This is a genomic window from uncultured Clostridium sp., assembly GCF_934754915.1.
Taxonomy (GTDB): Bacteria; Bacillota; Clostridia; order Clostridiales; family Clostridiaceae; genus Clostridium.
Genome location: NZ_CAKVKB010000223.1, coordinates 1 through 3,855, shown reverse-complemented (window position 1 = coordinate 3,855; position 3,855 = coordinate 1). Strand labels below are relative to the sequence as shown.

General features: G+C 29.9%; 4 protein-coding genes and 1 pseudogene. All 5 read right to left on the bottom strand.

Annotation, left to right across the window (positions count from 1 at the left end; all coding sequences use genetic code 11):
• Positions 1-373 (bottom strand): annotated as a pseudogene (locus tag Q0F58_RS17840) (allophanate hydrolase); the annotation flags it as partial.
• Between the two features lie 13 nt (positions 374-386).
• Positions 387-1,367, bottom strand: a complete 981-nt coding sequence (locus tag Q0F58_RS17835) for a carboxyltransferase domain-containing protein (RefSeq protein ID WP_294379204.1) — start codon at positions 1,365-1,367, stop codon at positions 387-389.
• A 65-nt stretch (positions 1,368-1,432) separates the two neighbouring features.
• Entirely contained in the window at positions 1,433-1,651 is a 219-nt protein-coding gene (locus tag Q0F58_RS17830) for a biotin/lipoyl-containing protein (protein ID WP_294379203.1), read from the bottom strand.
• A 17-nt stretch (positions 1,652-1,668) separates the two neighbouring features.
• Positions 1,669-3,630 (bottom strand): cytidylate kinase family protein, encoded by a 1,962-nt coding sequence (locus tag Q0F58_RS17825; RefSeq protein WP_294379202.1) that lies wholly within the window; start codon positions 3,628-3,630, stop codon positions 1,669-1,671.
• A gap of 127 nt (positions 3,631-3,757) precedes the next feature.
• Positions 3,758-3,855, bottom strand: a 98-nt coding sequence (locus Q0F58_RS17820; RefSeq protein ID WP_294379205.1) for a PLP-dependent transferase, incomplete at its 5' end; no start/stop codon positions are given.

Here is a 3,855-nt window from a genome sequence, read left to right as displayed (position 1 = left end):
CTTCTAGTCCATTTCCTATTGCTAAATATTGTCGAAATCCTTTTGTTTCAATTGAAAATTTTCCTGTTGTAAAAACATCTCCTGGGCGTACAAATAATGATGTATAACTTTCAACCTCATTTTCATTAATTGTTGCTTTAATTGTTGAACCGCCATAAGCAATTACCGCTTCTTCTTCAAATTCAATCGAAAATCCTCCCCCAACAATTTCTATAGCTGCTTCATTACTATTATTTCCAACCAATAAATTAACCATTCTTCCAGCATAGCTATCCATAAATCCAGAACATGCAATTCCTATGTCTCTATACCCTTTTCGTCCATTTAAGTCTTCTATTAAAGTTTGAATTCCACTTCTTAATATCTTCGCCATATTTTCACCTCCATCATATTTTTTTATTTTGCTGATTTGCTTGTAATTCTTTCAGTTCTTCAATTTTAGAATCATATTCTTCAACCCATTGCTTTACTGAAAAAGTTTTTGGTTCAATCATGTAATCCCATTTGCCTTGTGATACTTCTTTATATATTTTATCTACTTCATCTTCAGATGTTTCAAAAAATTTTATTAAATCCGTTGGTTTAAATAATGCTGGGCTATTTTTAAACTGCTTATGTACAGGGTGTGCCTGAAATATTGGAATAGTCCTTCCAACAAGCTGACATCCTCCGCTAGATTCAACACCAAAAATTGTAGAACAGTAATCGGCAAGATCTACAGCACCTTCTGGAGTCCATGTTCTTGCTGGATTGTATTTAGGGCATGTTATTGCACTCCTTGGATTTAATGGATAGAAATACGGAAGTCCTGGAAAAAAACCGACCATAGATACAAACCATTCAGTATCTATAAATCTCCTTTTTAATTCTTCAACTGTAATTCCATTATATTCAGCTATATACTCTAAATTACTGCCATTTTTACAATATTTTGCTTCAGGATTAATTTCTCTAACATACTTTTCTATTGATTTCTTTATTAATGAATGATTAAATGCTAAAGGCATATTTATCACTCTTGTTTCAATAACTTCATTATTAATTGTTTCAAGACTCAACTCTATTTCTGAAATAAAATCTATAAGTTCATTTATATCAATTATTAATGGATCAAATTCATACAAAAGGCTTTCTGCTCCTGGAACTGTTTCAATAATTCCTTCTTCTTTATTATTTTTAATGATATTATTTATTACAACAACCCTCATTGAACGTAATATAATATCCCTAATTGTTTTATTTGAGGAAGCCTCATTGTTTCCATAAACAACTTCAAGAAATCCATCTCCGGCCTGACGAAAAACTATTTCGGGACATTCTTTTCTTTTAGATATCTTTTTTAAAATAGGATCATATTTATTTTTCATAAACAACCTCCTGAAAATAATACTTTTTATAGTAACCCCATTGTTACATAATAACTATTTAATTTTTATACTTCTAATATTACTAATACTGTATCTACATCAATTTCATCCCATTCTTCAACAAGAATTTGTTTAACTATTCCACTCTTATCTGCTATGCAACTTGTCTCTGTTTTCATACAATTTATTACTACTAATTCATCTCCTTCAGAAACTTTCTGTCCTTCCTTGACCATAACTCTTGCTAATAATCCTGGTATTGGCGCTTTAATTGTATATTCCATAATAATTATCTCCTTCTTTATGATAAATTAAATTTTTTTCTGATTATATCAACAACGATCTTTGCAGTATCATCTATATTGCTATATAAACTGCTATCTATCAGTATATCTTTATAGACTATATCTTCACTGTATGTTTTAGCATAATGCATCACATATGATTGTCTTGCATTATCAATTTTATTAATAAGATTATCAACACAATTTTCATCAATTTTCAATTGTTTTATACAGTTTTTTCTTCTTTCCTCATATGGTGCATAAATAAATATGCTAAAGTGATTAGTGTGGTTTCTCAAAATATAATCGGAACATCTTCCTACTATAACGCAGGATTCCTTTTGAGCAATTTGTTCAATAATTTCTTTCTGCATTTCAAATATCTTTTCTTGTCTATCTTCAGACACAGTCCCTAAAGGATACATCATCCTTCTATAGCTATCTGTTTCTGCTAATTCATCATTTTCTCCCAAATCTTCATTTATATTTGCTGATTTTATAACTTTATCTAAAATATCCCTATCATAATATTTTATATCAAGCATTTCAGCTATTTTCTTTGCAATAGGCCTTCCAAGACTTCCAAACTGCCTTGATATAGTGATTACATAATTATCAAGACCTATATTCATCTTTTCAGTATCAAGGAATGATGTATTAAAATTACCCTCAGCATAATTCTTATCTCTCATTATTGCAAGATTAACTTTTGTTGTAGTTGATACACCTTCTATTATTAGCTCTTTCAATGCTTTAATCATATTATTGATACATTCTCTTCTATTTTTTCCTTTCACTATCAACTTAGCTAGCATTGGATCATAAAAAGGAGATACTTTAAATCCTTCATAAATTGCATGATCAATACGTACATTTCCACTAGATGTATCTGGAAGAATCAATTTTTCTATTTTCCCTGGTGATGGCTTGAATGTTCTTGAATCTTCAGCATATATCCTACATTCAATTGCATGTCCATCCAAAACAATATCACTCTGTTCAAACTGCAGCTTTTTACCATCTGCTATATCAATTTGAAGCTCAACAAAATCCTTTCCTGTTACAAATTCTGAAACTGGATGTTCAACTTGAAGTCTTGCATTAATCTCCATAAAATAATATTTTCCATCCTCTGTTCTAAGAAACTCTATTGTTCCAGCTCCAGTATATTTCATCTCATGCGCTATTTTTTTTGTATATTCATATAATATATTTCTTTCTTTTTGTGTAACAATCGCAGATGGAGATTCTTCAATTACCTTCTGATATCTCCTCTGTATAGAGCATTCTCTTTCTCCAAAGCAAACTACATTTCCATATTTATCTGCAAAAAATTGAATTTCTATATGACGTGGATTTATAATTTCCTTTTCAACATACACATCATCACTTGCAAAGGCCATATTCCCAATACATTGAAGACTTTCAAACATTGTTTTAATTATTTCTTCTGATTCGTTTCCTTGAATTTTCTGAATACCCTTTCCCCCTCCACCTTTATCTAATTTTAATAAAATGGGATATCCAACATTATGTGCAATATCTGCAATTTCATAAGAATCAGTTATAGGTTTGATTGATCCTGGAGTAACAGGAACCTTAAGTTTATCTGCAATAATTCTGCAATAACACTTTGACTCAATATTCTTCAAAATATTAGAATCTGGTCCAATCCATACTGCACCTGTTTCTTCAACCGCTTCTGCAAATTGTGCTGATTCTGACAAAAAACCATACCCTGGATGAACAGCATCAGATCCGGTATTAATTATTGCTTTCTTCAATACATCTATGTTAAGATAACTTTTTGCTGGTGCAGATTTTCCTATATAATAACTTTCATCTGCTTCTTTAATGTAAAGCGAATCTTTATCTGCATCTGAATAAACAACCACTGTCTTAATATTCATTTTTTTACATGTATAAATAATTCTTTTTGCAATTTCACCTCTATTTGCAATTAAAACTTTATTAATCATTTTCTTTCTCCTCACATAGCATTTTATTAAAATTTTAAAAAGCGCGAAGAAACCTATTTAAATTATAAATACTCCTTCGCGTTTCATATTTTATTAAAATTATGGTATTATTAATCAAGCAAAAATATTATTTCAATTGAATTTTATTAAGAGCCTGATCTAAATCTGCAATTAAATCATCAACATCTTCAATACCAACTGATATTCTAACTTGTCCATCAAAAA